The following is a 26,246-nucleotide window of genomic DNA, read 5'->3' on the forward strand; positions in this document are numbered from 1 at the left end:
TTAAAAAAGACAAGTATGGAAGATACGTTATCATTTTTGTTCTTGTGTGCTACCGGTGTAGCATGCTATTGGTTTTTCTTCAAGTGTGTGGACTGGTTTGAGAAAATTTAATGTAAGAAAGGAGAATTAAATTATGTTTTTAGCACTGTTTATACTTTGCTTATTGATCTTCGGGTATTTGATGTATGTCCTAATTAAGCCCGAAAAGTTTTAATGGTAATTAGTTTTTTTAAGTGAAAAGATGAATACAGAAATTTTAGGTGTAGCATTGCAGATATTGCTGCTGCTGGTTATCAGTTACCCGCTGGGAAAGCATATCGCCAAGGTGTATAAGGAGGGAAACGACTGCATGCGTTTCATGGCTCCAATTGAAAGATTTATTTACAAGCTGGCGGGTATCAACCCCAATGAAGAGATGGATTGGAAGGCATTCTTGAAATCTCTGCTTATTATAAACGTATTTTGGTTCTTCTGGGGTATGATCCTGTTGGTATCGCAAGGATATCTTCCTTTGAATCCTGATGGGAACAGCGGACAAAGTCCAGATTTGGCGTTCAACACGTGTATTAGTTTCATGGTTAACTGTAACTTGCAGCACTATAGCGGAGAAAGCGGTTTGACTTATTTTACACAGTTGTTCGTCATCATGTTGTTCCAGTTCATCACTGCTGCAACAGGTATGGCTGCCATGGCTGGAATTATGAAGTCGATGGCCGCCAAAACAACTAAAACAATCGGCAACTTCTGGCACTATTTAGTGATCAGCTGTACACGTATCCTTTTCCCGATGTCTCTGATCGTGGGTTTCATCCTGATCATACAAGGTACGCCGATGGGCTTTGACTCCAAAATGACAATCCCGACATTGGAAGGAGCTGAACAAACTGTTTCACAAGGTCCTACAGCTGCAATCGTTCCGATTAAACAGTTAGGTACGAATGGTGGTGGTTACTTCGGAGTAAACTCTTCTCACCCATTGGAAAACCCGACTTACCTGACCAATATTGTAGAATGTTGGTCTATTCTGATCATTCCGATGGCATTGGTATTTGCTTTGGGATTTTATCTGAAACGTAAAAAGTTAGGTTATGTGATCTATGGTGTGATGCTGTTTGCTTATCTTTTGGGGGTATTCTGTAACGTTCACTATGAGATGGCAGGTAACCCGAAAATCGACGAGATGGGTATTGACCAGTCTTGCGGTGCTATGGAAGGTAAGGAAACCCGTCTGGGTCCGGGCGCAACCGCTTTGTGGTCTGTGACTACGACCGTCACCTCTAATGGTTCCGTTAACGGTATGCACGACAGTACAATGCCTCTTTCTGGTATGGTGGAGATGTTGAACATGCAGATCAATACATGGTTTGGTGGTGTCGGCGTAGGTTTCATGAACTACTATGCATTCTTGATTATAGCCGTATTCATCAGCGGTTTGATGGTCGGACGTACGCCGGAATTCTTAGGTAAAAAGGTAGAAGCCCGAGAAATGAAGATTGCAACGATCGTTTCGTTGGCTCACCCATTCGTGATTTTGATCTTTACGGCTATCTCTTCCTACGTATGGGTATATGCCCCTGAATTCGTAGAGAGCGAGGGTGGCTGGTTGAACAACCCTGGTTTCCATGGTTTCAGTGAAATGTTATATGAATATACTTCTTCTTCTGCTAACAACGGTTCCGGTTTTGAAGGATTAGGCGACAATACCTATTTCTGGAACTACACTTGCGGTTTGGCACTGATCATTTCACGTTATTTGCCAATTGTCGGACAGGTAGCTATTGCAGGTCTTTTGGCAAACAAGAAGTACACTCCGGAGAGTGCGGGTACATTAAAGACTGATACGGTTACATTCGGTGTGATGACATTCTTCGTAATCGTCATCGTTGCTGCCTTGTCATTCTTCCCGGCACAAACATTAGGCCCGATCGCCGAATATTTTAGTATTTACTAATTGACAGATTAAGAAGATGAGAAATAACAAAACTGCTTCTTTATTTCCAAAGAAGCTCGTTATAGAAAGTTTGAAGCAATCATTCATTAAGTTGAATCCGCGGATGATGTTCCGTAACCCGATCATGTTTATCGTGGAGGTGGTGACATTCGTCATGTTGTTTGTTACGATTTGGGCGGCTACCACCGGTGATACGACACAAGGATCTTTCGGTTACAATATCTTAGTGTTTATTGTATTGTTCGCCACGTTGCTTTTCGCCAACTTCGCAGAGGCGATTGCAGAGGCACGAGGCAAGGCACAGGCCGACAGTTTGCGTAAGACCCGGGAAGAAACTCCTGCCAAATTGTGTGTCGGTAACAAGATCGAAACGGTCAGTTCTTCTCAGTTGAAGAAAGGCGACATCTTTATTTGTGAAGCCGGCGACACGATTCCTTCCGATGGTGAAATTATCGAAGGTCTGGCTTCTATCGATGAAAGCGCCATCACAGGTGAATCTGCTCCGGTGATCCGTGAAGCGGGTGGAGACAAGAGTTCTGTAACAGGCGGTACGAAAGTATTGTCCGACCAGATCAAGGTGAAAGTGACGACCGAACCGGGTGAAAGTTTCTTGGATAAGATGATCGCCTTGGTGGAAGGAGCTTCTCGCCAGAAAACTCCGAACGAAATCGCCTTGACAATCTTGCTGGCAGGTTTTACATTGGTATTCGTTGTTGTTTGCGGTACCTTGAAACCGTTTGCTGATTATTCCAACACGACGATTACGATCGCGGCCTTTATCTCTTTGTTCGTTTGTTTGATCCCTACTACGATCGGTGGTTTGTTATCTGCCATCGGTATTGCCGGTATGGATCGTGCGTTGTCTGCTAATGTGATCACCAAATCCGGTAAGGCGGTTGAAACAGCCGGTGACATTGATACTTTGCTGCTCGACAAGACCGGTACGATCACGATCGGTAACCGTAAAGCAACCCAGTTCTATCCGGTATCCGGCATTGACGAACACTCTTTTGTACAAGCTTGTCTACTGTCCTCTCTTTCTGACGATACACCCGAAGGTAAGTCAATCGTGGAACTGGGACGTGAAAAAGGTGTACGTGTACATGATCTGAATACATCCGGATCAAAGATGATCAAGTTTACGGCAGAAACTAAATGTTCAGGGGTGGATTTGGCAAACGGTACTCGCATCCGTAAAGGAGCTTTTGATGCTATTCGTAAGATGAGTGAGGCTGCCGGCAACAAATATCCGAAAGAAGTGGCCGATTTGGTTCAGAAGATCACGAGTAACGGCGGTACTCCGCTGGTTGTTTCACAGGATGATTTCATCATTGGTGTGATCGAGTTACAGGATATCATCAAACCGGGGATCCAAGAACGTTTTGAACGTTTGCGTAAGATGGGTGTGAAGACGGTAATGGTAACCGGTGATAACCCGTTGACCGCAAAATATATCGCTGAAAAAGCCGGTGTAGACGATTATATCGCCGAAGCCAAACCGGAAGACAAGATGAACTATATCCGTAAGGAACAGGAAAACGGTAAGCTGGTCGCCATGATGGGGGACGGTACGAACGATGCCCCGGCCTTGGCTCAGGCAAACGTTGGTGTCGCAATGAACAGTGGTACGCAGGCTGCCAAGGAAGCTGGTAATATGGTTGATTTGGACAACGACCCAACGAAACTGATCGAGATTGTCGAAATCGGTAAACAGTTGCTGATGACTCGCGGTACGCTGACTACTTTCAGTATCGCTAACGACGTGGCCAAGTATTTCGCTATCGTACCAGCTCTGTTCATGGTTACGATCCCGGCATTGGCCCCGATGAACATCATGCACCTGCACAGTCCGGAATCAGCGATCCTGAGTGCGATCATCTTTAATGCGATCATCATCCCGATTCTGATCCCTCTGGCATTACGTGGTGTGGCTTATAAACCGATTGGTGCTTCCGCATTGCTTCGTCGCAACTTGCTGATCTACGGTTTGGGCGGTGTAATTGCCCCGTTCATTGGTATCAAGTTGATAGATATGATTGTAAGTTTATTCATGTAAAAGTAAAATCAATATTAAAAACCTTCCTCCCTCTGTATGAAGATAGGAGGAAGGTTAAGAAAATAAAACAATAATTCATTATGATATCAAATCTTTTTAAATCATTAAGACTGACAATTGCATTTTGTTTGTTCTTCAGTGTTTTCTACATCTTCGTTTTGTGGTTGTTTGCCCAAGTGGCAGGACCGAATAAAGGTAATGCTGAACTGGTTACATTGAATGGAAAAGTAGTGGGGGCCGCCAACGTTGGTCAGAATTTCACGCAAGATATTTATTTCTGGGGACGTCCTTCCCATGCTGGTGACGGTTACGATGCATCTAGTTCGGCAGGTAGTAACAAGGGACCTTCCAATGAAGAACATTTAGCTTTGTTGGAAGAACGTATTGATACATTCTTGGTTCATCATCCTTACCTAACCCGTGAAAAAGTTCCGGCTGAAATCATCACAGCCAGCAGTTCCGGTTTGGATCCCCATATCTCACCGAAAGCGGCTTATGCACAGGCCAAACGTGTAGCGGACGCTCGTGGATGGTCAGAAGAAAAGGTCATGGGTATCGTCAATTCTCATGTTGAGAAACCGTTATTGGGTATGTTCGGAACGGAGAAAGTAAATGTATTGAAATTAAATGTTGCGCTTGATCAAGCATCAAATAACAAATAACAAATTTTAATAAGTCAATTAGATTTAGGTTATGAAATCATTCGTAAAAAAAGTAGCAGCCTTGGCAGTTGTATTCTCAATGGCATCTTCTACGTTGGCTAATGCACAGGAAGAGGATGGTAAAGTAAGTTTTTCTGTACAGGGAGATTTGGTAAGTTCCTATATTTGGCGTGGTTTCTACCAGACTGGTGCTAGCTTCCAGCCGACACTATCACTGGGGGTAGGTAATTTCTCTTTGACAGCCTGGGGATCTACCGATTTTCAGGGAGCAAACTCTACATCTATGCCTGCGGCTAAAGAGATAGATTTAACGGCAGCGTATACATTCGGATCAGCTGGTCCTACATTGTCTGTCGCTAGCTTATGGTGGGCAGGGCAAGGCTCTTGCCGTTATTTTAACTTCAAAAGCCATGAAACAGATCACCATTTTGAAGCAGGTTTGGCTTACACTTTACCTATTGAGAAGTTACCTTTGTCTATCACTTGGAATTTCATGTTTGCCGGTCAAGACAAAGATGAAAATGGAAACCAAAACTATTCTTCTTATGTGGAGTTGAATTTTCCATTCACAGTGAAGGGCGTCGATCTGAATGCAACTTGTGGTGTTCTTCCGTATGATGCGGGAATAACTACGTATGGAGGTGATGTAAATAGTGGATTTGCAGTAACGAATGTTGCATTGAAAGCAACGAAAGATATCAAAATCACGGATTCTTTCTCATTACCTATTTTTACACAGGCAATTTGGAACCCTCGTATGGAGGATGCCCATCTTGTCTTGGGAATTTCTTTAAGACCTTGATATAATAATACGCATGGACCGAGAACAAAGTGTACAACATTTTTTAGATTTGTTGAAAAAGTCTCGTCGTGGCAATTTTAAAATCTACATCGGCATGATTGCCGGTGTAGGTAAATCGTATCGGATGCTATCAGATGCCCACCAATTACTGGAAAGCGGTATCGATGTCAAGATCGGTTATATAGAAACACATGGGAGAGTCGAGACGGAGGCATTGGTGGAAGGATTGCCTATCATCCCCCGCCGCAAGATATTTTATAAAGGAAAAGAGATCGAAGAGATGGACTTGCAGTCGATTCTCAGTATCCATCCTGAAGTTGTCATCGTTGACGAATTGGCTCATACCAATGTCGAAGGCAGTAAGAACGAAAAGCGTTGGCAGGATGTCATGGATATACTGGATGCCGGTATCAGTGTGATCACGGCGGTCAATATTCAGCATATAGAAGGACTTAACGAGATGGTGCAGGACGTGGTTGGCATTGAGGTCAAGGAACGTATTCCTGATATCGTACTGGAGCAGGCTGATGAAGTGGTCAACATAGACCTTACCGCTGACGAATTGCTGGCTCGGTTAAAAGCCGGAAAAATATACAAACCCGATAAGATACAAACAGCATTAAATAATTTCTTTAAGGCTGAACATATTCTTCAGCTTAGGGAGTTGGCATTGAAAGAGGTAGCTTTGCGGGTAGAAAAAAAAGTGGAGAATACCATTCCAGAGAATCTCGGCGTACGCCACGAAAGGTTTATGGCCTGCATCAGCAGTAATGAGAAAACTCCCCGTAAGATCATACGGAAAGTCGCACGGTTGGCAACCCGATATAATTCCAAGTTTTTTGTACTGTATGTACAAACCCCAAGAGAAAGTTCCGACAGGATTCCGTTGGCAAGTCAAAGGCATTTGCTTAACCATTTCAAGTTGGCAACGGAACTTGGAGGAGAAATCATTCAAGTGCAATCCCCACATATAACGGATGCGATCGTACAGGTTTGTAAAGAAAAGCAAATCAGTACGCTATGTATCGGACGACCAGCTTTAAAATATCCTTCCGCTATCCTTGCGATGGTTCACTATCGGAACATGTTAGAAGAGTTGGCTCAATTAGGCATTGATTTAATAATATTAGCATAAAAATCCTTCCATGAATATGAATATAAAAACAAAGTTGACTTATGGGATAGGACTTTTATTTGTCCTGATCACTTTATTAGGTGGATTGGCTATAAAAAACATTCATAATGTATCGGATGACACGCAGAATATCCTAGCGGATAATTGCAATTCACTCCTTTATTCCCGTCAGATGCTCGAGTCACTGGATGCCATTCGGGAAAATCCGAATGCCCGAAAAGAGTTTGAGGCCGGGTTGGAAGCTCAGAAAAAAAATCTGACAGAGAAGGATGAAGACATACTGACTAACCGATTAAGTTCGAACTGTGAAAAGGCGTTGGATGACATGGATGATGAATCGATTCGGCAGATACGCCAGACGATTTATACCATTATGGCAGTCAATATGTCTGCCATTTATGAAAAGAATGAAGTGGCTGTCCATACGGCGGAAAGGTCTCTCTTTTGGATCTGGACGGTAGGGATCGCTTGTATCGTGATCGCCTTCCTCTTTCTGGCTCGCCTGCCACGCTCGGTCAGCGTACAGATCCGGAAATTGACGGATGGCATCAAGGAAATCACCAATGCCAATTACAGCAAACGGCTTAATTTGGGCAATGAACCGGAGTTTAAGGAAATAGCCACGTTGTTCAACGAGATGGCCGAGCGCTTGGCCGAATACAGGAACAGTTCGCTGGAAGATATCCTGCAAGGGAAAAAATATATAGAAACAATTATCAACAGCATTGCAGAACCTATCATAGGCTTGAGTAAGGAACGGAAGATTTTGTTTGTCAATGACGAGGCTTTGACTGTTTTGAATTTGACACGGGAAAACATTATCGACAAACCGGCTCCCGAAGTGGCGTTAAAAAATGATCTGCTGCGCCGTTTGATCCGCCAGTTGGTACATCCCGATGACAATAAGGATCCGTTGAAAATCTATGCGGACAACAAGGAAAGCTATTTTCAAGTAAAATACATCCCGATCAACGTTAACAGGCAGACTGGACTGGAGGGTAAGTATGTCGGGGATGTGATCCTGTTGAAGAACGTGACCGAATTTAAAGAAAAAGATATTGCAAAGACAACCTTTATTTCAACGATCTCTCATGAACTGAAGACACCGATATCGGCTATCATGATGAGCTTGGAACTGCTGGAAGACAATCGGATCGGAAAACTGAATACAGAACAGGAGAGCCTTTCCAAGAACATAAAGGAAAATAGCGACCGTTTGTTGGAGATCACTGGCGAATTGTTGAAGATGTCACAGGTAGAAAGCGGTAAGCTCTACCTGAATCCGAAGATTACCAAACCGATCGAACTGATCGACTATGCCATCAAGGCGAACCGGGTACAGGCCGAGCGTTTTAACTGTCAGATCGAAGTGGAGTATCCTGAAAAGATCACCAAATTGTTTGTCGACAGCGAGAAAATTGCTTGGGTTGTGACCAACCTGTTATCGAACGCCATCCGTTATTCGTCGGAGAACGGACGGATTATCATCGGTGCACGACAGATCGACAAAGCCGTCGAGATCTATGTCAAGGACTTCGGAAAGGGCATTGACTCGCGTTACCACGAAAGTATTTTCGACCACTATTTCCGTGTGCCGGGAACAAAAGTACAAGGTAGCGGTTTGGGACTTGCCATCAGCAAGGACTTTGTGGAAGCTCATGGTGGTACGATCCGTATCGAAAGCGAAGTCGGTAAAGGTAGCACGTTCGTGATCAGATTCAATGTATAAAAAGTAAAATCAAAAATCAGATAGTCTAATGAAAGTATTAAAATTTGGTGGTACTTCAGTCGGTTCTGCCCAGCGGATCAAGAATGTCGCATCAATCATTTGCGATCAGGAACAGAAAATAGTAGTACTCTCTGCCATGGCAGGGACAACAAACTCTTTAGTGGAGATATCTGAGTGTTTCCATAAGAAAGATCCGGGAAAAGCCAATGCGATCCTTTCTGCTTTGGAACAAGCTTATGTCAATCATATAGAAGAATTATACCAAAGCGATACCTACAAAGAAAGGGCCATGCAATACATGCTTGAACGGTCTCAACATGTCTGGTCTTTCTCTAATATGCCTTTCAGCATGTTCGATGAAAAGGAAATCTTGGCGCAGGGTGAGCTAATATCAACCTTTCTGATGACCTGCTATCTGGAAGAACAAGGAGTGAAGGTAGTTTTATTGCCTGCGTTGAACTTCATGCGAATTACAATGGACAATGAACCGGACATGGAATATATCGCTAAACACCTAAATACACTTTTGGAGCAAAACAAAGAGGCAGAAATATATATTACGCAAGGTTTCATCTGCCGGAATGCTTACGGCAGCATTGACAACTTGGAAAGAGGAGGAAGCGATTACACCGCCTCTCTAATTGGAGCGGCTATCCAAGCAGAAGAGATACAGATATGGACGGATATTGACGGGATGCACAACAACGATCCACGGTTTGTCAATGACACCGCTCCTGTTAGGCAGTTGAACTTCGACGAAGCCGCTAAGTTGGCACATTTCGGTGCCAAGATACTACATCCGACTTGCATCCTGCCTGCCAAGGAAAAGAACATACCGGTACGCCTCTTGAACGCATTGCAGCCAAATGCGTCGGGTACATTGATCTCGAATACGGTGGAAAAGGGTACGATCAAAGCTGTTGCCGCCAAAGACAACATCACGTATGTCAAGATCAAGTCGCTCCATACGATACCGACACCTCATTTTCTGAGCATCGTGTTTGATACGTTCTATAATTACAATACGCCGGTGGACATGGTGACCACTTCCGATATCGGGGTTTCCGTAACGATTGATGATGACAAGCATATAGACGAGATTGTGGGTGTATTACGGAAATACGCAACGATTACAGTCGAAAAGAATATGGTGATTGTTTGTGTTGTTGGTGACCTAGAATGGCAAAATGTCGGTTTTGAGGCACGCATCATCAATGCATTGAAAGATATTCCCGTACGGATGATTTCATACGGCGGAAGTAGTAGTAATGTATCGTTGGTGATGAAAGCGGAAGATAAAGTGCATGCTTTGAAGGCGCTTAGTGAACACTTGTTTTCCGTATCAGACAAACCTGTGTTATCATCCGTTTCTTAAAAGAAAATTAAGATTAATAGTTGAGCATATTTGTTTTTTGATTTGTTTTAGAAATGAAGCAGAAGCAGTCTTTTTTTGTAGAGACTGCTTCTATTTTTCGGTAATAAACAATGAAAATTCTTCTGTGTATTGACAGGTGGAAAATTTGGTATAAACTGTCCCCCCATTGTCCTATCTAAAGAGTTCCCCAAAATCCAATTTAAATTGCCCCACCCAAAAAACATTAAAAGAGTTACAGAATCAGTTCATAATTCTACATTAATCTATTAAATAGACAAAACAGATAGTATTCCCAATAAATCAATCAGCATGAACAAGATTTGTCAAGGAGGTGTGCTACTTGTTTGTCATGGGAAGCTCCGGTACAGGAAAGAGCTACATTGCCACAGCCTTGGGATACAGAGTCTGCCAGAAAGGATTGAAAGTACTGTATGCCAATACTTCCAGACTTTTAGGGCAGTTGAAGGCCACCAAGGTAAAAGGTAGCATCCTGTAGGAGCAGAAAAAAATAGAAAGGACAGATATGCTTATACAGGATGATTTCGGCTTGCAGCCGTTGGACAACGGAAGCAGAATGCATCTGATGGACATCATCGAAGACCAATATGGTAAGAAATCAACACTGATTACATCACAATTGCCGGTCAAAGACAGGTATGATGTCATCGGCAAGGAGACAATAGCCGGCGCAGTCATGAACAGAATAACTCACCTAGCCGTAAGAATTGAGCTGCACGGAGAGTCCATACGCAAAATTTGCGGGAAGAAATGAATGACTATATTGGCAGTAAATAAAAATTATAAACCCAGCACAAATCGAAAACTAATAAACTGATTATGTGATGTTTTTTTTGTATTTTAGGAAAAATAAATCGGGGGTCAATTTAAGTTGGATATTGGGGATCTGTTTCATTCGAGTTTCCAAGTTGTCGTTATACTCCTTGAACACATTATATAATGTTTTGAAAGTTTCGTCCTTTCCCTGATAGCGGTTTACTATGGCACGTGCGGAGACAATCTTTTCCTCCAATTCCAAGTCTTGGTAAATCTGATAGAATTTCACACGCAAAGGTACTTTCCCGTTTTTAACGGTTTACTACGCTTGATGAAGAACAACACGCTGAATATTTCTCTTTCCATACGGCTCAATTTTTAATGATACAAAATTAGGAAATCGAACCGAGAACCTGGTTATGTAAAATAGATCAACGTGCTGTAAAAAAACGAAGTAGCACTTGTGTTGTGTAACATTTTAGGCTTTCTAAAACCGTCCCCCGAATAAGGACGTGCCGTCTGCTTCAATCCCACTTATTTTGCCTATTCTTGGAAATGAAAAATCCCTGAACTTGTTTGAAATTCAGGGATTTACATCGTTTTTCTTTTCTTAAAAGTGGTGCCACCAGGAATCGAACCTTTTGATTAGACTTATTCTAATTCCTTGATTTACATCCTCTTTTTGCTTTATATCTTATAAAAACCATCGAATTAGCTTTACACTAAATTCATCGCTTTTCTTTATCAATTCGACAATCATTATCTTTTTGACGATACAAAGGTAGGTAAAAAGTTCGATTTCTGCAAATATAAATAGCTTTTTTATCATTTTAGAGCCTGTTTAAATTATTATTGAAGAAAATTTAAACGGGCTCTAAATCACTTCTATGTTTTTGTTTTCCGACATTTATAATGACATTCTACTCTCATATACTTTTTATTATATTTCTCTTTGAGCATTTCATAGGTTAACACTCCTTCTTTGATACATGAGGCAAAAACTTTTATATCAGTAGGTAAATCGGAGTTTTCTTCATGTAAATTCAGTTTTTCTATAAGCACCTGAACAAAAGCACCGCAAGTATAACTTACATCTGGAATAATTTTGAGTACAAATTGTCTCGCATGTAACAGCTTTTTATCTTGTTTGCATTCCATGGTCTGTTCAATCTCCAATAAAGACAGACCTTTTACGTACATTTCAACAAGCGTAAAGAACTTTTTGATTCCACTTTCCGTCCAAATGTTAATATCTTTAGAGAGTACAAATTTTCTAGCATTTTCAGCATTTATCGAACTTGAAAAGAATTTATCCATCAATTCCATATTTTCTTTCATCACAGACAGCAAATGTCCTAGTATATACAGAACATTTTGACTGTCCAGGTTAGCTATGAAGGGCACGTTGATGGATTCATAGAATACCATTAACAAATCCTGATCAACACTGGTCTTTGCAGACAACACAGACAGCCACTTGGGCTGCTCTACATTTTCTACCCAATTGCCAACCATAGCATCCAAATGGGTATTAAACTCTGTTGCCCTACCTTTCACGCTCATTTGATATGCATAGAATGTCTTTCCATACTTACGTTTCACATCAGCCACATCTGACTTAAAATGATTCAATATTAAATCACTATCCACATTTATCTCGGCATTAAAGTAATCTGCAAGAGGATCCTTTATATCTAGACAGCGATCGCCTTTAGAAAAAATCTCATCACGCACCGTCATCCAATTACCTTTTACCACATTATCCAGATAGGTCGCAATGATGGATGGTATCAGAATAGCCGTTCCGTGCGAACGGAAACCTGCTCGACCAGCCCTTCCTGCTGCATTCAATATCTCGTGAGCCTTGATTTGCTCCATGCTATTTCCATCAAATCTTTTGTCGCCAGCAATGAGAACTATATCAGCTGGTAAATTGATACCTTGAGCCAAGGTAGGTGTAGCCACCAACACATTCACGCCGTCCTTGCTTTTGAAATAATGCTCCGAGATAATACGCTCTTCTGGCAACAGATTACCATGATGTACAGTAGCTGAATTTGATTCAAAAAGATACGAATACTTTTCACCGCCTAATTCCATTGTTATAGCATTATACTTTTCACTTTCGTAGCGCTTTATCCAGTCAACATTTTTCCCTTTCAAAAGTTCATTTATATGGTTACGTATTGAATTGGCATCAACAGGTTTGGTCGCAAAGATTATTGTCTTGTAATGAATAGCTGCATAACGACTTGCCACCTCTGCAGCCACATAGTTGTAGTTTGCTGAAAGTTTCCACTCACTATTTGCCTTCAGATGAATATCTCTGCCTGTTAACTCCACCAAGCAATAATTTGCTTTGTTTACATCATCCCATGTTGATTTCAAACTGAATATGCAGTGGGGATTTACCTTCAGCATTCTTTGTAGTGCTACTGTCGGATTTTTACTCTTATTTTTACTCTTTGATACAGTAATAATTTTCCTTAATCTATTGATTTCTTCCTCATTATAGACCAAGCATCCCTGCAACTGACAAGTAGGCTTCCATGGGTTGTCAAGTAACACACACTCGCGACCAGTCACCGACTTAATCCAACCAGCCACATCAGCTCCATTCCGTACCATTGCAGAAACGAAAAAATAATCTGCTTTAGGTATAATGTCGAGCAGTTCCACAACAAGCGTCATAGCATCATTCGCACGTTTGTCATCAAAATTGCCATTAACCAAATGAAACTCATCAAAAACAACCAATCCCACATTATTCAATTTTTCTGGGTTCAGGCGTAATAACGCAAGACAACGCTCAGGTGTCATCACCATTATAGTACTATCTTCCTCCTCCTCTTCAAACCAAGAGAACTCTGCATCTCTATTCCGAATTGACATATTCATTCTTTCAGTCAACTTATTCAAACTGTTGTTAACTTGATTTTCTAATGCATGAGTAGGAACAAGATATATAACCCGCTTATCTGCCAGCAAACAAGAGGCTATTTTCAATTCAGAAAGAGTTGTTTTTCCTGCACCTATAGGGTAAGTAATCACTGACGACACACCAACATTCAATATCCCCTTACTGATTGCATCCAAATGGTTCTCCCATAAAAAAGGTCTTACTACCGCTTGCTTTTTTAATGCCTCTTGCCAACTTTTCTTTTTCACTCCTATGGGAGTAGATACATTAATCACAGCATGACTCCACATCTCCTCACACGATAGTATAAACAGAGTTGACAATATATATGGAGCCACATATACGTCTCTGAGAGCAATGAGCTTATCCTCATAAACAGACAGTTCTCTGACTTTTAAAAAAGAATTGATTGTATACGCTTTTTTACCCAATAGCGAAATTGAAAACTGCTTTATTCCCGTCACTAGTTCTTTCCAAAGTAGCCATTCCGTATATTGTTGTAAATCATTATATTCCTTTGGTTCATTGATCGTCAAACTTTGTAGTTCATGTAAATTGCCGCTCACCAGAAGTTTGATAGAGTTATATAATTTCTTCACATATTGGTCAGCCTCTCTGCGTACACAGAAACCCTCCGCAACCTCTTGTGCATCAGCAAATTACCACTTATAACATATAAGAGAGATGCATAAAGGTCGGATGGAATATAATTCAAATCCAATACCTCATCCTCGTGTACTTCTTTTATTTTGAACAAGAGTTTTCGGGCAGTTGCTGCAACAAAAGCCATTGATTTTCGTTTATCAGTCTGGGAATTTGCAAAAAGATACAGTTCTAGGGTGTTAGATAGTATATTAAGTTTTTTCCCATCACTTTTAAGCACTTCCAAATCAAAAGGCTCACCATCCTCATATTTTGCGCTAAGGCTAATTATTTGAGCATAAATCTTTGTTAGAGTTACGGGTAGTAACTCTTCAGTAAAGCCTTCCACATGAGGAATTTTTTTTATCAATTCTTCAGTTACGAAATTGTACATAGTGTTAGATGTATGATTTCAGTTTCGCTAAAACTCTCTGTTGCAAATCGCTCATCCACTCCCGTTCCTTGTCATCTAAGCAGATTGTTGCTGCCGATCTTCTGTGAACATCGCCTCCTGAAATTACTGTATCATAATCTTTGAACAGTCTTTTCCGTCCTTCATCAGAATTGTGAATTTTCTGACGGGTTATGCTGACGTGATACTGACGATATTTTTCATTTACAATATCATTTTGAATGTGTTCAAATTGTTCTCCTAACCTATGCCCAATCAGCGCTTCTGTTTGCTGGAAGATTGCATTATTTTTCACTCCATTCTCCATTTCAGAAAACTCTGGCCATACTTTATCTCGAATTGTTGTGCGAGCATCATTTGTACATTTATCCTCTGTTATCACAATTCGCTCTATCATATTATCAGGTGTGAGTTTTATAGCAAAACCATCAAATCCGTGCATGGAAGGCTGTGAATGAGGTGATTGTTGAAAAAAAATATTACCTTTATTCTGGTTGGCTAATTGTAACCAAGAGATCATTTGAAATAACCATCCATCAATCTTATACATATCTTCTTTGGTTACATTTCTCTTTTCTAACTCTTTAATCAAAAAATCAACAGCTTTCTTGTCCACCTCTCTTGGATTTGAGGCTAATCCATTAATAACTTTTGATACATGACCACAATTTCCAAGGATGAGTTGGCAAATTTTATTTGCTAACTCATCCTTGTCTGTTACTTGATATTCAAAGTCATAACAGAGTCCGTCCAACTGTTTATTATTGATTGATATCATAGCTTAGAATTAGTGATTTTGTACCCATCAAGATTACATCTATACCCCTTAAAGGAATCTTGAGAGGAAATTGCATATTTATATTTATGGTGTGAAGTGTTTATAGAACCAAAAATATTCACACAGTAAGGACCAGTATATAGGATGTTTAATCCGATTTACGATATCAAGAGGAATGCCACTATCCATCATAATATTTTGCCGTAAAGGTTCATCACTAATAGCAGCCTTTACTTCTTCTATATTATATATGCGACTTGTAGCTATATGATACCAAGCTTGCCGAATGATTCTCAAGCGCTCATGCTCCAATGCTAAGTCCTCAATAGTATTAGATAATTCAATCTGACGCTGGGAGGACTTGACTATTTTCGATATGCCAATAGTTCCATTTTTATTGTATATAATTAAATCGTTTATATTAGGAATGAAAAATAATGGGACAATCAATTTATTTCCTCTATGCTCATTACAGCATAAATGCATTTTAGAAGGATATAATTTTTTCTCCTTGTCTTCATCAATGAAAAGACTACCATCGCATGACAATACTAGGTTTTCATAAGCGCAAAAATGAGGATATGGTGGTCCGCTGCGCCATTTTCGCCTTGTACCGTTTAGATGTTTGTAAACGACATTTTGTTTAAAATTCTTATTAAACCGTTTATAATAATTAATCTTCTTAAAATCTATCTTGTTTTGTTTGGTTACAGAGTTATGAGGCATCACATGTTCTAAGGAAATGTGTTGATTTACTTCCATATGCCTCATGCAATAACAGCAGAATCCATTCTGTTCCCTGTAAAGCAATTTCTCCATTTTATGATTTCTCTTAAATGAAGCATAAGTACAATTTACATATTGTCCATCTTGTTCATTCCACGATTCACATAGGAAACGATTTACAATTTGATGACCTTTACGCCGCCTTCCTTTATTATGCTTATCAATCCAAAACATATATCTAATGATGCGAGGTTATTCTTCCTTCCATTTATTGATTAATTGCAATGCTTTTTTTTCTCCCAACATTTTTTCTAATTCCTTGCGTCTCATGTTGAGTAGTTGTGTATTTTCCATTTGCATAGCTCTTTTTATTGCCATTTGTAGAAATTCCATCTCCTCGTTTCTAGGAGCTCCTCCCATCCAATCCAGTAATACATCATCGTAATCAATACCAAAAAGGTCTGGCAATTCATGCGGTTGCTTCTCTCCAGCTACAAGTCTGAATATTTTATTTTGTTTCTCGTCCGCTGACAAGTTGCTTACTATTAATGGAGAGTGGGAAGTCATTATGAATTGTAATTTTGGGAATGTCTGTGTAAACCGTTTTACAATTTCTGTTTCTAACGAAGGGTGTAAGTGCAAATCAATTTCGTCTATCATAACTAATCCTGTAGGTTCTACATCTACTCGCCTGTTTAACAAATAAGCCCGGTATGCCAGATCTAAGACAATGGAATATAACCGTTTATATCCGGCTGGAAGTCTGTCAAATTTGATTTCCTTTTCTGATTTTAAACGAAGCCACAGTTCTGGTTTTTGTTCTTCATCAAATAAATAGAAAAGGCGATCTATCTCAAAAGTAGTATCGCATATATCACGATTAAGTACTAGAGAAAACTGCGTCAACTTTTTAGTAACAAATGCAACTTCATTACGTGTGAATGTGTCTGTATCATCATCTAGCTGTTTTAGTTTAGCCATTGAATTTAATAGTCGTCGTTGCCATATTTCCACACATGCTGTTTCATTATCCCATTGGTAATAGCCAAAGTTGCGTAATGTTTTTCCATTTGCAGCCATTTGTTGCTTGGCAAAGGAGGATATATTTGTGAGTGTATGCGGAAAAGAATCCGAAAAATATGCGAGTAATGGCAATTCATCGTATTTCCTATACAATTGCATCAGATGTTGATAAGCAGGCCTATAGCGTGATGGATTAAGTGAAGATCCACTAGTTGAACGGCGATACATATCCCATTCTATATTTTCTCCTTGAAAAGTTATTTGTCCATGAAAATTGGCATCAGCAGTTACATCCTCTGAATCTTTTCTTCTATGAAATTCATCATATTTGATGGATTTCATTTTTAAATCAGGATTTCCTGCCGACAAGAAGTCATCCCCCATTGAACGGTCATTCGTAAACATAAAATAAAGCGAGTAAACCATAGCTCTAATGAGTGTGGTCTTTCCAGCACCATTGCGTCCGATAATAATGGACACACTAGGTGCAAACTGTATATCGAAATGGTCGAAACACAAGAAATTGTCTATAGAGAGTTTTTGATACAACATAAAATTTCATGTTTTTGGAGTACTATTGCAAATATAGAGATAAAAAATTAGAAAACAAAGGATTCAATAATGTAATCTTCGTGAGGTGATAACCATCAGAGAATCAAGTTTAAGAGCTTTATGTTTCAGATTTCATTACACTTCTTCAACATAGCTTTACGTATCATTGTCTAAATATTGATGTTGGTTTACTTGGTTTCTGATATTCATTTATAGGTAATTGAATTTGAAATGTAGTTTCTTCGCAGGAAAAACTATAATCCATAAAATTATGATGAAATCGGATATGAGTTATTGCCGGAAGACAGCTGTAGACCAGGTTATTTCAGATTTTCTTTTCCATTGTCAATATGAAAAGAACTTGAATGAAAAGACAATTTATGCTTATCGTTCTGACTTGTATATGTTTAAAAGGTATATTCATGAGTTGTATCCTTCGGTTGTATTTGAGCAGGTGTCAAAAGATATGCTGAAAACGTACCTGCAACATATATCGACTTACAAGCCTAAAACGGTGAAGAGAAAACTGGCATCCCTGAAGGCTCTGTTTAACTACTATGATTTTGAGCACGATGACTTTCTGAACCCTTTCAGAAAATTGAGTATTCACTTTAAAGAGCCTTATGTTCTTCCGATGATAATGACGTGCAATGAGGTGAAAGAGATACTTAAATATCTTTACAAATTAAGGGCGGATAATCCTGATACGGGCGATTATGCCTATAAGGCACAGACAAGGGATATTGCGGTTGTAGAACTTTTATTTGCCACCGGTATACGCGTTTCCGAATTGTGCGAGTTGTCATGTGATGCCGTTGACTTAAAGCAGGCAACTATTAAAGTTTTTGGAAAAGGCAGCAAGGAACGGATCATACAGATTTGTTCGGTGGAGGTGTTAAAAATACTCAGGCAATATCAACATCTGTTTGCTCCTTCCGAATGTTTTTTATAAATAGGTTAGGAAACAGGCTGTCCTCACAATCCGTCAGGCTGTTAATCAAGCGATGCCGGGAAGAAACAGGGATTGGGAAAAAAATCACTCCGCGTACTTTCCGCCACACTTTTGCCACATTGTTGCTGGAAGAGGATGTGGATATCAAATACATCCAGAATTTGTTGGGGCATAGCAGTATAACCACCACGCAGATATATACCCATGTCAACATGAATAAACAAAAGAAAATTTTATCCTCCAAGCATCCACGTAAGAAGATGGAAATGGAGGAGTGATATCTATTGCCATGTCCATGCCTTGATTAATAAAACGGGGTGTCATCTGATGACTTTTGATGCCATCTGATGCCATTGCTTTTCATGTTTCAGATATAAAGCGGTTCTTTGCCCAAATCCATATAAATGAGACGTTATGAACATACAAGAAGCAAAGAATATCAGGCTTGTTGATTTTTTAGCCGGATTCGGACATGAACCGGTAATACAGCGTGGAAACAGTGTATGGTACAAATCGCCCTTCAGGACGGAAAAGGAGGCTTCCTTTAAGGTTGACCTTCATAAGGAAGTGTGGTATGACTTCGGACTGGGAAAGGGTGGTGACATTATAACGTTAGCCAAGGAGATTTATCGGACGCAGGACATAAGCCATGTGTTACGATGTATTGAGGATAAAAGAGCGGCTTTGAAACCGGTTATTCTTTCCTGTCCATTTGAAAAGGCATATCCCACCTTTCAGGACTTGAAAATCACTCCTCTTGCCAACCGGATACTGCTTGCCTATCTGAAGGAACGGTGCATTGATTTGGAAACTGCCCGAAAAGTATGCAGGGAAGCCTATTTTAAACGGAACGGGAAGAATTATTTTGCCATCGCTTTCCCTAATATTTCTGGAGGGTACGAGATACGGAACAGGTATTTCAAGGCTTGTATCGCTCCCAAGGACATCACCTGTATCATTAGCACGCCGGAGAGCAGGATTTGCTATATTTTTGAGGGGTTTATAGATTTTCTGTCTTTCAGGCCGGCTTTTCCATCTTTGGAAGAGGGGGATTATATAGTGTTGAATTCTGTCAGTAACTTACAGAAGGCTTTTTCTTTCCTTTCACGATATGACGGCATCTGTTGCTGTCTGGACAATGATACCGCCGGAAAAAATGCGGTGCAGGCATTAAAGGACAAATACGGAATTCGTATATGCGATCTCTCGCATGAATATTCCGGATATAAGGACCTGAATGAATATCTGCGCGGGAAAAACAATCAGCTCCATATATAATAATTGAAAAGACTGTTTAATGATATATCCTTATTTCCATCCTGCCGCATGTGGCAGGATGCAGGGTGATTTTTAATGTGGCGATACTGTGTTAATAGTAGAATGTGGTCAGATGTGTTTTATGGTCTTTTACAATCTTTACTTTCTGCATCTGTCCGTATATTTCACGCACGGATACCGGACAGTTCATCTTTTCCCACTCTTCCGGGGAAATCCTCATGTCGGAATGCCTGAAACATAGTATGACCATCTCCTTGGAATCCTCTTCTGCGAATATGAAACCTTCATGGTCATTGACAAACTGCTTGAGTCCATCCTCATCCTTACAGGATATTTCTCCGGTGTACATATCCCCGCCCGACCGGGTGTTTTTGCGGATATGGATTTTGAACCATTCCTGACTTTTCGGCTGTTCAGGTGCGCCACATTCCCACAGGGCTACTTTCGCATCGTAGTAAACTTCCCCGTTTTCACATGCCCCGTAATGTCCCCAGTGCTTGAAACGGCCGGTAGTCCAAGTCTTGAACCTTACATCACCGGTTTTTACCAGCATGCACTCGCCGCCATGCATATCGCATTTGATGCCCTTCTTATCCCGGGACACGAATGGGACACGGGAGAAATTCCGGAGCACAATGTTATCTCCATACACGGCATCTACGAAGAACGGCCGGGAACGTTCACCGTATCCAGAAATAAAGAACAGGCTGTCACCTGTACGGGGATATCGGTTGGAACGTGTTTTTTCGATGCGTTCCACCATTGTGTTCACTTTCTCTATGTCTTCCCGGACAAGCCCGTGTATCCGGTCATACCAGTAGTTCAGACGGATGAATGTTTCCTTGCAATACTTGTTTTTTGTTTGAATCATGATCTTTTTTATTTTATGGTTAAACATGCCCGGCTTTGGTAAAGCCGGTATTTCTTTTCTTACATGCATCCGTTTGTCTTTTGCCCTGATTGTGCAAGGCTTGGCGAAAAAATACCGCAGCGAAGCGAGGATGATTTTTTCAGCCAACCAGTCCGAAGGACCGCCTTGCACGATCAGGGGCAAAAGGCTAGTTTTGCAGGTAAGAAATAGAAATGCGGAACATTGCTTGATTCCAAGGTGGAAAAACTTTAACCCGCTAACCTGATATATCGATCAAAAATTCTTTGCTATCCTATGAAAAATGTAATATTCCCTTCGGATTATCATCGAAAAAGTGTGTTATATATTGGTTTATATCCTCGAAAAAATGTATCTTTGCAAGAAACAAGTGAATAATTCTTATTTTAAAGGAATCGATGAAACGGAAGATTATACAACAGTTGAAACTTTGGAAAGATAATCCTGCGAGAAAACCTTTGATACTGTTGGGTGCTCGTCAGGTTGGTAAAACTTGGGTGATGAAACATTTTGGTCTGACTGAGTTTGAGAATGTAGCCTACATCAACTGTGATGTCGAGCCACTGGCCAAGGAGTTATTTGCAGCCGACTATAACATCCCCCGTATTTTGCTGACACTTCAGGCTATCACAGGAACGAAGATTGAAGCAGGAAAAACGTTGATTGTATTCGATGAGTTGCAGGAGGTGGAACGGGGATTGCATAGCTTGAAATATTTTCAGGAAAATGCGCCTGAATATCATGTGATGGCGGCTGGCTCCTTGTTGGGAATTACTTTGGGGAAAGGTCAGTCCTTTCCGGTGGGTAAGGTAAATGTAATGCGTCTATATCCGATGGATTTTGAAGAATTTCTGATGGCTGCCGGTGAAACTGATTTGTGCGATTTGTTGCATCAGCCCGATTGGGAAATTTTAAAGATTCTCAGTTTAAAATATATTGCTTTACTTCGCCAATACTACTATGTAGGTGGCATGCCTGAAGTGGTGGATTGTTTCTTTCAGCATCAAAACTTGCAGGAAGTACGTGACAAACAGACTGAAATCCTTGATGCTTATCGGCGGGACATCTCCAAGCATACGACACCTACTGAAAGTATACGTATCGGACAAGTGCTGCAATCCTTGCCTTCGCAGTTGGCCAAGGAGAACAAGAAATTCATCTATAATGTGTTGAAGAAAGGAGCCAGAGCTACGGAATATGAACTCGCCATTCAGTGGCTGATGGATGCAGGTCTGGTACATAAAGTCAGCCGGATAAAAGAACTGCAGATGCCTGTCAAATTTTACGAAGATCTGGGTGCCTTCAAATTATTCCTGCTTGATTGCGGTCTTTTAGGTTGTATGACCGAGGCGCCCGCCAGCCAGATGCTGGTAGGAGATAATGTATTCAAGGAGTTCAAGGGCGCTTTTACCGAACAGTTTGTCTTGCAGCAATTAGTGGCCCAAGGCTTTTCGCCCTATTATTGGAGCAGTGACAAAACACCTGCGGAGATTGACTTTGTGGTACAGACGGAGCATCGCGTGATACCGGTGGAAGTGAAAGCCGAAGAGAATGTACGTGCGCGTTCCATGTCGGAATATATTAAAAATCATCCCGATTATCAGTTGAAAGGACTGCGCGTCTCCATGATGGGGTATCAAGATCAGGAATGGATGGAGAATATTCCGTTATTTGCCATTACGAAGTTCTTTGGATAAATGGCACTTTCATGGATATGAGATACACATATGAAGAACTTTGGAAGTCATGGGTGTATAAAAACAAAAAGCTCGCCAAATCCCTATTCTCGGATTTGGCGAACTCATTTTTTAGGACTCAATCGAAAGGGATCTGAAAAAGTTCTTATTTTTCAGTGCCCTCTCGAAGTGAGGATGATTTTTCTGCAACCGGTCCAAAGGACCGCCTTGCGCAACCGGGGCAAAAGGTGGCCTTTGCGGGTAAGAAATAGGAATATGACACTAGTGGCCACAGACAGGATCATCTATAATCAAAAGCCTCCATCCTGTTTCTTTCCAACAGCACGAGGATATCCTTTTCCTTGTACAATAATTTGCCTCCCACTTTGTAATAAGGCAGTTTACCTGTTATCCTGTACTCGGCCAGTGTCCTCCGTGTCAGTTTCAGGTGTCCGGCCAGCTCGCTGTCGGTCATATAACGTTCGCCGTTCAGAACCGGCCGCATCTTTTCCGCCTGTGTGTCCAGTATTTCGGACAGGCTCTCAATATTCCGGAAAAAGCGTATGATTTCCGGACTTTCCTTGGTCAGCATGGATTGGATCATATCATTCGATTTAGAGGTGTCACCCGATGAATTTCCGCCTCCATAAAGCGGATGATATCCTGCCGTTTGTAATATACTTTACGGTCTATGTAACTGTAGGGGATGGACCCGCTTCTCCGGAGTTGTAACATTTTTCTTGGCGAGACATCCATAAGCGTACATGCCTCCTGGTTGTCGATCCACTCATCCATGCCCTGCGTGCTTCCTCCGCATGTCTCATGTACTCTTCTGGCGATGGCTTCCAGGGCCTCGTTCATTTCCATGAATGTCTTGGCCTCGATACACACAAATTCCATAAGTCTTTCCTTTTTTCGATTTGATACGAAAGTATGGAGAGGGAGACTCATATCCAAAAAGGTGTCCGCAAACGTCATCAGATGTCATCAGATGTCAGATATACATTGGTTTATGATATTTTTAGCCTGTTCCTCGGAAAGATAAGGCATGGCGGTAGCGGATGGCCGGTAATATGTAAAGTTTACAATCCGTATTTTACAGTTTTACACTTTACCTGTTTACACCTGTTACATTCGAAAAGGAAGAAAAATATAATTTATGTCTAATTATCAATATGTTATAATGCTGCTTAAAAGACATAAAGGAGGTATGGCATACATTTTTCATAATAAAATGGTATATACTCTTATAGTGCGCACCGGGGGTATTTCAGTAGTAACCTTTAAAAAATACAGGAGATACATGCCATGATGTATATAGATAATGAAGTGCTCGAGAAAATGATAATGACCATAGTGGAAGGATTTGACCGCATAGAGAAGAAACTGGATAGGATGGGCCGTGTGAAGGAGTTCTTGAACGGTGACGAGCTTCTGGACAACTATGACATAGCCAGGCTGCTCAACGTGTCGCTTCGGACCGTGGCCCGTTACCGGGAAAAAGGACTGATCCGTTATTACCAGACGGATGAGAACGGCAAGAATTTCTACAGGAGTTCGGATATACAGGATTTTTTGCAGAAACGGGGAAAGAAAAACTGAACGGGGCAATGTGGATATGCGGAAGTTATGCTAACTTTGTCTTATAAACGGTTGTTATGAAGACAAATACCAATTCAAAATATCTCATTGCGGTTCTGATTGACGGTGACAACGTGTCCTTTGAGAGGATGGAGGATATCATGGGCTTTGTTTCCCGTTATGGGGATGCCGTTATCAGACGGATATACGGTGACTGGACGAGGAAAGCTCTTTCCGGATGGAAGGAGACCGCCCGGGAATATGGGTTCAGGTTGGTGCAGGCCTCCTCCTATGCTTCAGGAAAGAACACTACGGATATCGCGTTGGTCATAGACGCCATGGACATTCTCCGTGATGGCCGGGTGGACTGTTTCTGTCTGGTCGCCAGTGACGGTGACTACACCCCGTTGGCGCAACGGATACGGGAGGCGGGATTGAAGGTACTGGGATATGGGGAGGGCAAGACTCCCGTATCGCTGATACGTTCCTGTTCCGTATTCCTGTATGCCGACCGTAAGGAAAACAAGACCTTGGAGAACACTCCGGATTTTTTTATCCGAAGGGATATGGAGTTTTTTGACAAGGCTTTCCAGCAGGCGGCTGACGGCAAGGAGGAGGTCTCCCTTTCCCTGATAGGCAGCTCGTTGAAGAAAATGATGCCCAAATTCAAGGTCAAGAGATACGGATGCAAGACATTGGGCAAGCTCTATGAAAGGTTGGAACGGTACGAGCTGGTCATGACGGAAAAGGGAGTGGCGAGTGCCGTACGGATGAAAGGTCGGACCGTACGGCAGGAATGACCGGGAATAAATCCACGTCCGTTTATACCGAAATGGGATTTACCCGTAGCGTGTCAAGGTTGAGATAGGCCCCCCGGTAGAATGTCCTCCCTTCTCTGAACATGCGCCAGAGGATGTCGCAACCGATTTGTGCCAGCATGGAGTTGATGAACAGATCCTGCTTGCGTAACGCCTCCGTGAGTGAGCAACTCGGGCCTGAGTCCTCCTCACGGATGGTGGAGTAGCTGACCTCCTCGGTGATGACATTCATCCTGGGCATGGGAAGGTATTCGCTGGATGCGGGCTGGCTTATTTTGCTCCGGATATTGCCTACCAGGACTTGCCCGGTGGTTTGGGCGTTCCCGAAATCCATCCAGTATATCGGCGCTTTCTCATCGTTATTTTTATATTCCCTGTATTTCTTCAGGAACCGCCACAGATCGAGCCGGGAACGGGTGTTGTCCGTACAGGTGATGATGATGTTCGCCAGCGGGACGTTTTTATCCCCTTCTTTGGTTATGATCGGATAGCGGCATTCCCTGGCCTCCCACGTGTAACCGAAAAAACGGTTGACGCGGGTGACAAGCGCCGTCGCCTTGTTCAACCCCAGTTCCGTCTCGCTGAACAGCTGGCGACCGATGTTTGCTTCCGTGACAGTGTCGGGGTCGAAAGCCGTCAGGTGTAGCCCCGGATGTCCCAGAGCCTGTAATGCCACGCTCATGCGTGCCAGGCTGGTTATTACCTGCGATCCGGTTCCACCCGCCCCGGCTACCAGGACGGTTACGGGGTGATAGGGACTGAGCAGGTTCTTGTCTGTGAAATGGATCTTTCTCATGGCAGGATGTCTTTCAATCGTTTGTTGATCGGTTGGAGTTCGTCGTTGTCGAACGGCTGTTCACGCATCCGCTCAGTAACCAGGACCAGATTGTTTCTTGTCGGGTTCTTCCCTCCTCCAAGATGGGAAAATTCACTGAGCCAGAAACGTTTCTCCCAATATTCCAACAGGGTATGAAAATCCAGGCTCTCCGGTTTCTCCAGTGTGGAGTTTCCCAGGCATACGCTTCCACCGGTCACGTTAAAAAAAGGGGCCAGATAGAGCGGTGTCCTCCCGTCCGGTTTTTTCCCCTTGTAGGCGAAGATGTCCATCCTTTCATTTTTAATGATATAAATGACTCCCGGCACGTGGAACATTCCATCCCCGATGTTCAGGTCGTTCTTGAAAAACATCCGTCGTTTTCCCGGCAGATTATACCACACATAGCTTTCATGCCCCCTGCGGGTATCGCACCACAGCATGTTGGGTGGCAGCAACCCGTGCGGGATACGCCGGTTCCCGTCCGAATAGGATTCCACCAGGGAGTCCATGAATTCATATGTAACCGGAATGCCGGCTTCCATTCTTCCCTTTTTGTTGATAGGGCGTAGTTCCAGGTAGTGACTTCCGCTTGCGTAGTGACCTTCCTGGTACTCATAGGCGATCAGCGCCGCTTTGGGCACCATTATCTCTTGCAGTTGCTTGGTAAGTTCGTTCATATCCTGTATTTTTTTGTTTTC

The 26,246-nt window shown here is 41.8% G+C and carries 24 protein-coding genes and 2 pseudogenes; 15 read left to right on the top strand and 11 right to left on the bottom strand.

The window, feature by feature from the left end; all coding sequences use genetic code 11:
- The first annotated feature begins 133 nt into the window (after window positions 1-133).
- The 9 genes and pseudogenes from NBH07_RS22560 to NBH07_RS05070 all read left to right on the top strand — a co-directional run bounded on the left by NBH07_RS22560 (window position 134) and on the right by NBH07_RS05070 (window position 10,482).
- Window positions 134-214 carry a potassium-transporting ATPase subunit F gene (locus NBH07_RS22560; RefSeq protein ID WP_080504992.1) on the top strand — a complete coding sequence of 27 codons (81 nt, stop codon included), beginning with the start codon at window positions 134-136 and terminating at the stop codon, window positions 212-214.
- A gap of 27 nt (window positions 215-241) precedes the next feature.
- Entirely contained in the window at window positions 242-1,951 is a 1,710-nt protein-coding gene (gene kdpA / locus NBH07_RS05035; RefSeq protein WP_005858471.1) for a potassium-transporting ATPase subunit KdpA, read from the top strand.
- 16 nt (window positions 1,952-1,967) lie between these two features.
- The gene (gene kdpB, locus NBH07_RS05040; protein WP_005858473.1) at window positions 1,968-4,007 is read left to right on the top strand and encodes a potassium-transporting ATPase subunit KdpB; all 2,040 of its coding nucleotides are present in this window, start codon (window positions 1,968-1,970) and stop codon (window positions 4,005-4,007) included.
- Window positions 4,008-4,087: 80 nt separating this feature from the next.
- Window positions 4,088-4,669 carry a K(+)-transporting ATPase subunit C gene (locus NBH07_RS05045; RefSeq protein WP_005868610.1) on the top strand — a complete coding sequence of 194 codons (582 nt, stop codon included), beginning with the start codon at window positions 4,088-4,090 and terminating at the stop codon, window positions 4,667-4,669.
- Between the two features lie 31 nt (window positions 4,670-4,700).
- Window positions 4,701-5,471 (top strand): hypothetical protein, encoded by a 771-nt coding sequence (locus NBH07_RS05050; protein WP_005868608.1) that lies wholly within the window; start codon window positions 4,701-4,703, stop codon window positions 5,469-5,471.
- 13 nt (window positions 5,472-5,484) lie between these two features.
- Window positions 5,485-6,606 carry a sensor protein KdpD gene (locus NBH07_RS05055; protein WP_005868607.1) on the top strand — a complete coding sequence of 374 codons (1,122 nt, stop codon included), beginning with the start codon at window positions 5,485-5,487 and terminating at the stop codon, window positions 6,604-6,606.
- 10 nt (window positions 6,607-6,616) lie between these two features.
- Window positions 6,617-8,335 carry a sensor histidine kinase gene (locus tag NBH07_RS05060; RefSeq protein WP_250833472.1) on the top strand — a complete coding sequence of 573 codons (1,719 nt, stop codon included), beginning with the start codon at window positions 6,617-6,619 and terminating at the stop codon, window positions 8,333-8,335.
- Window positions 8,336-8,363: 28 nt separating this feature from the next.
- Entirely contained in the window at window positions 8,364-9,710 is a 1,347-nt protein-coding gene (locus NBH07_RS05065) for an aspartate kinase (protein ID WP_005858483.1), read from the top strand.
- A gap of 331 nt (window positions 9,711-10,041) precedes the next feature.
- A pseudogene (locus NBH07_RS05070) lies at window positions 10,042-10,482 on the top strand (ATP-binding protein).
- A 153-nt stretch (window positions 10,483-10,635) separates the two neighbouring features.
- Here NBH07_RS05070 and NBH07_RS22565 read toward each other — a convergent pair.
- The 6 genes and pseudogenes from NBH07_RS22565 to NBH07_RS05095 form a co-directional block, all read right to left on the bottom strand.
- Window positions 10,636-10,850: pseudogene (locus NBH07_RS22565) on the bottom strand (site-specific integrase); the annotation flags it as partial.
- A 519-nt stretch (window positions 10,851-11,369) separates the two neighbouring features.
- Entirely contained in the window at window positions 11,370-14,003 is a 2,634-nt protein-coding gene (locus tag NBH07_RS05075; protein ID WP_250833473.1) for a DEAD/DEAH box helicase, read from the bottom strand.
- Window positions 14,000-14,440 carry a hypothetical protein gene (locus tag NBH07_RS05080; protein WP_250833474.1) on the bottom strand — a complete coding sequence of 147 codons (441 nt, stop codon included), beginning with the start codon at window positions 14,438-14,440 and terminating at the stop codon, window positions 14,000-14,002. Before NBH07_RS05080 ends, NBH07_RS05075 begins: the two co-directional genes overlap by 4 nt.
- Before the next feature lie 4 nt (window positions 14,441-14,444).
- A complete protein-coding gene (locus NBH07_RS05085; protein ID WP_057088906.1) occupies window positions 14,445-15,236 on the bottom strand; it encodes a hypothetical protein in 792 nt (263 codons plus the stop codon).
- 84 nt (window positions 15,237-15,320) lie between these two features.
- Window positions 15,321-15,998 (bottom strand): hypothetical protein, encoded by a 678-nt coding sequence (locus tag NBH07_RS05090; protein ID WP_230391796.1) that lies wholly within the window; start codon window positions 15,996-15,998, stop codon window positions 15,321-15,323.
- A 216-nt stretch (window positions 15,999-16,214) separates the two neighbouring features.
- Window positions 16,215-17,537, bottom strand: coding sequence for an AAA family ATPase (locus NBH07_RS05095; RefSeq protein ID WP_216945512.1), 1,323 nt, complete (start codon window positions 17,535-17,537; stop codon window positions 16,215-16,217).
- Window positions 17,538-17,808: 271 nt separating this feature from the next.
- Here NBH07_RS05095 and NBH07_RS05100 point away from each other — a divergent pair, with 271 nt between their 5' ends.
- The 3 genes from NBH07_RS05100 to NBH07_RS05110 all read left to right on the top strand — a co-directional run bounded on the left by NBH07_RS05100 (window position 17,809) and on the right by NBH07_RS05110 (window position 19,767).
- Window positions 17,809-18,489 (top strand): tyrosine-type recombinase/integrase, encoded by a 681-nt coding sequence (locus NBH07_RS05100; protein WP_250833475.1) that lies wholly within the window; start codon window positions 17,809-17,811, stop codon window positions 18,487-18,489.
- Window positions 18,477-18,767, top strand: a complete 291-nt coding sequence (locus NBH07_RS05105) for a tyrosine-type recombinase/integrase (protein ID WP_250833476.1) — start codon at window positions 18,477-18,479, stop codon at window positions 18,765-18,767. Before NBH07_RS05100 ends, NBH07_RS05105 begins: the two co-directional genes overlap by 13 nt.
- 136 nt (window positions 18,768-18,903) lie before the next feature.
- Window positions 18,904-19,767 (top strand): DUF8464 domain-containing protein, encoded by an 864-nt coding sequence (locus tag NBH07_RS05110; RefSeq protein WP_057088957.1) that lies wholly within the window; start codon window positions 18,904-18,906, stop codon window positions 19,765-19,767.
- Between the two features lie 91 nt (window positions 19,768-19,858).
- Here NBH07_RS05110 and NBH07_RS05115 read toward each other — a convergent pair whose 3' ends face one another.
- Complete coding sequence (locus NBH07_RS05115; RefSeq protein ID WP_250833477.1) at window positions 19,859-20,638, bottom strand: DUF4121 family protein; 780 nt, start codon at window positions 20,636-20,638, stop codon at window positions 19,859-19,861.
- A gap of 416 nt (window positions 20,639-21,054) precedes the next feature.
- Between NBH07_RS05115 and NBH07_RS05120 the strand changes: the two genes are divergently transcribed.
- Window positions 21,055-22,353 carry an ATP-binding protein gene (locus tag NBH07_RS05120; RefSeq protein ID WP_250833478.1) on the top strand — a complete coding sequence of 433 codons (1,299 nt, stop codon included), beginning with the start codon at window positions 21,055-21,057 and terminating at the stop codon, window positions 22,351-22,353.
- Between the two features lie 280 nt (window positions 22,354-22,633).
- On the opposite strand, the gene NBH07_RS05125 is transcribed toward NBH07_RS05120, so the two are convergent.
- Both NBH07_RS05125 and NBH07_RS05130 read right to left on the bottom strand, forming a co-directional pair.
- Window positions 22,634-22,936: a helix-turn-helix domain-containing protein gene (locus NBH07_RS05125; RefSeq protein ID WP_005828804.1), complete on the bottom strand. Its 303-nt coding sequence runs from the start codon at window positions 22,934-22,936 to the stop codon at window positions 22,634-22,636.
- Window positions 22,933-23,232, bottom strand: a complete 300-nt coding sequence (locus NBH07_RS05130) for a helix-turn-helix domain-containing protein (protein ID WP_216945500.1) — start codon at window positions 23,230-23,232, stop codon at window positions 22,933-22,935. Before NBH07_RS05130 ends, NBH07_RS05125 begins: the two co-directional genes overlap by 4 nt.
- A 408-nt stretch (window positions 23,233-23,640) precedes the next feature.
- On the opposite strand from NBH07_RS05130, the gene NBH07_RS05135 reads away from it, so the two are divergent.
- Both NBH07_RS05135 and NBH07_RS05140 read left to right on the top strand, forming a co-directional pair.
- Window positions 23,641-23,934 (top strand): helix-turn-helix domain-containing protein, encoded by a 294-nt coding sequence (locus NBH07_RS05135; protein WP_005864565.1) that lies wholly within the window; start codon window positions 23,641-23,643, stop codon window positions 23,932-23,934.
- Between the two features lie 56 nt (window positions 23,935-23,990).
- A complete protein-coding gene (locus tag NBH07_RS05140) occupies window positions 23,991-24,713 on the top strand; it encodes an NYN domain-containing protein (protein ID WP_216945499.1) in 723 nt (240 codons plus the stop codon).
- Window positions 24,714-24,735: 22 nt separating this feature from the next.
- Here NBH07_RS05140 and NBH07_RS05145 read toward each other — a convergent pair whose 3' ends face one another.
- Window positions 24,736-25,527 (bottom strand): PRTRC system ThiF family protein, encoded by a 792-nt coding sequence (locus tag NBH07_RS05145; RefSeq protein WP_216945498.1) that lies wholly within the window; start codon window positions 25,525-25,527, stop codon window positions 24,736-24,738.
- Window positions 25,524-26,225: a prokaryotic E2 ligase family D protein gene (locus tag NBH07_RS05150; protein WP_216945497.1), complete on the bottom strand. Its 702-nt coding sequence runs from the start codon at window positions 26,223-26,225 to the stop codon at window positions 25,524-25,526. Before NBH07_RS05150 ends, NBH07_RS05145 begins: the two co-directional genes overlap by 4 nt.
- Between the last annotated feature and the right edge of the window lie 21 nt (window positions 26,226-26,246).

This window comes from Parabacteroides sp. B2-S-102 (genome assembly GCF_023656665.1).
GTDB lineage: Bacteria > Bacteroidota > Bacteroidia > Bacteroidales > Tannerellaceae > Parabacteroides > Parabacteroides distasonis.

Coding starts and splice junctions, on each gene's coding strand:
- NBH07_RS22560 (WP_080504992.1), top strand. CDS start 134: ATGTTTTTAGCACTGTTTATACTTTGCTTATTGATCTTCGGGTATTTG.
- kdpA (WP_005858471.1), top strand. CDS start 242: ATGAATACAGAAATTTTAGGTGTAGCATTGCAGATATTGCTGCTGCTG.
- kdpB (WP_005858473.1), top strand. CDS start 1,968: ATGAGAAATAACAAAACTGCTTCTTTATTTCCAAAGAAGCTCGTTATA.
- NBH07_RS05045 (WP_005868610.1), top strand. CDS start 4,088: ATGATATCAAATCTTTTTAAATCATTAAGACTGACAATTGCATTTTGT.
- NBH07_RS05050 (WP_005868608.1), top strand. CDS start 4,701: ATGAAATCATTCGTAAAAAAAGTAGCAGCCTTGGCAGTTGTATTCTCA.
- NBH07_RS05055 (WP_005868607.1), top strand. CDS start 5,485: ATGGACCGAGAACAAAGTGTACAACATTTTTTAGATTTGTTGAAAAAG.
- NBH07_RS05060 (WP_250833472.1), top strand. CDS start 6,617: ATGAATATGAATATAAAAACAAAGTTGACTTATGGGATAGGACTTTTA.
- NBH07_RS05065 (WP_005858483.1), top strand. CDS start 8,364: ATGAAAGTATTAAAATTTGGTGGTACTTCAGTCGGTTCTGCCCAGCGG.
- NBH07_RS05080 (WP_250833474.1), bottom strand. CDS start 14,440: ATGTACAATTTCGTAACTGAAGAATTGATAAAAAAAATTCCTCATGTG.
- NBH07_RS05085 (WP_057088906.1), bottom strand. CDS start 15,236: ATGATATCAATCAATAATAAACAGTTGGACGGACTCTGTTATGACTTT.
- NBH07_RS05090 (WP_230391796.1), bottom strand. CDS start 15,998: ATGGAAGTAAATCAACACATTTCCTTAGAACATGTGATGCCTCATAAC.
- NBH07_RS05095 (WP_216945512.1), bottom strand. CDS start 17,537: ATGTTGTATCAAAAACTCTCTATAGACAATTTCTTGTGTTTCGACCAT.
- NBH07_RS05100 (WP_250833475.1), top strand. CDS start 17,809: ATGATGAAATCGGATATGAGTTATTGCCGGAAGACAGCTGTAGACCAG.
- NBH07_RS05105 (WP_250833476.1), top strand. CDS start 18,477: ATGTTTTTTATAAATAGGTTAGGAAACAGGCTGTCCTCACAATCCGTC.
- NBH07_RS05110 (WP_057088957.1), top strand. CDS start 18,904: ATGAACATACAAGAAGCAAAGAATATCAGGCTTGTTGATTTTTTAGCC.
- NBH07_RS05115 (WP_250833477.1), bottom strand. CDS start 20,638: ATGATTCAAACAAAAAACAAGTATTGCAAGGAAACATTCATCCGTCTG.
- NBH07_RS05120 (WP_250833478.1), top strand. CDS start 21,055: ATGAAACGGAAGATTATACAACAGTTGAAACTTTGGAAAGATAATCCT.
- NBH07_RS05125 (WP_005828804.1), bottom strand. CDS start 22,936: ATGATCCAATCCATGCTGACCAAGGAAAGTCCGGAAATCATACGCTTT.
- NBH07_RS05130 (WP_216945500.1), bottom strand. CDS start 23,232: ATGGAATTTGTGTGTATCGAGGCCAAGACATTCATGGAAATGAACGAG.
- NBH07_RS05135 (WP_005864565.1), top strand. CDS start 23,641: ATGATGTATATAGATAATGAAGTGCTCGAGAAAATGATAATGACCATA.
- NBH07_RS05140 (WP_216945499.1), top strand. CDS start 23,991: ATGAAGACAAATACCAATTCAAAATATCTCATTGCGGTTCTGATTGAC.
- NBH07_RS05145 (WP_216945498.1), bottom strand. CDS start 25,527: ATGAGAAAGATCCATTTCACAGACAAGAACCTGCTCAGTCCCTATCAC.
- NBH07_RS05150 (WP_216945497.1), bottom strand. CDS start 26,225: ATGAACGAACTTACCAAGCAACTGCAAGAGATAATGGTGCCCAAAGCG.